Source organism: Paraclostridium sp. AKS73 (assembly GCF_025671395.1).
Classification (GTDB): Bacteria; Bacillota; Clostridia; order Peptostreptococcales; family Peptostreptococcaceae; genus Paraclostridium; species Paraclostridium benzoelyticum.
The window spans coordinates 1-304 of the sequence record NZ_JAIXHU010000100.1; the positions used below are offsets into that span (position 1 = coordinate 1).

Below are 304 nucleotides of genomic sequence, written 5' to 3' on the forward strand. Positions count from 1 at the left end.
GCAGTTAGAGTTCATACAGTATTAATATCTACTCAACATTGTGAAACAGTAAGTACTGAGACAATAAGAAAAGATTTAATAGAAAAAGTTATAAAAGTTGTTATACCAGAAGCACTTTTAGACGCAGAAACTAAAATATATATAAATCCAACTGGAAGATTCGTTATAGGAGGACCTCAAGGAGATACAGGGCTTACTGGAAGAAAGATAATAATAGATACTTACGGTGGATACTCAAGACATGGAGGAGGAGCTTTCTCAGGAAAAGATCCTACAAAGGTTGATAGATCAGCAGCATATGCTG

The 304-nt window shown here is 34.9% G+C and carries 1 protein-coding gene; it reads left to right on the forward strand.

Going from position 1 to position 304, the window contains the following annotated elements:
- Positions 1 to 304: methionine adenosyltransferase domain-containing protein (locus tag LEQ07_RS19875; protein ID WP_263331977.1), on the forward strand; the 304-nt coding region annotated here is incomplete at both ends.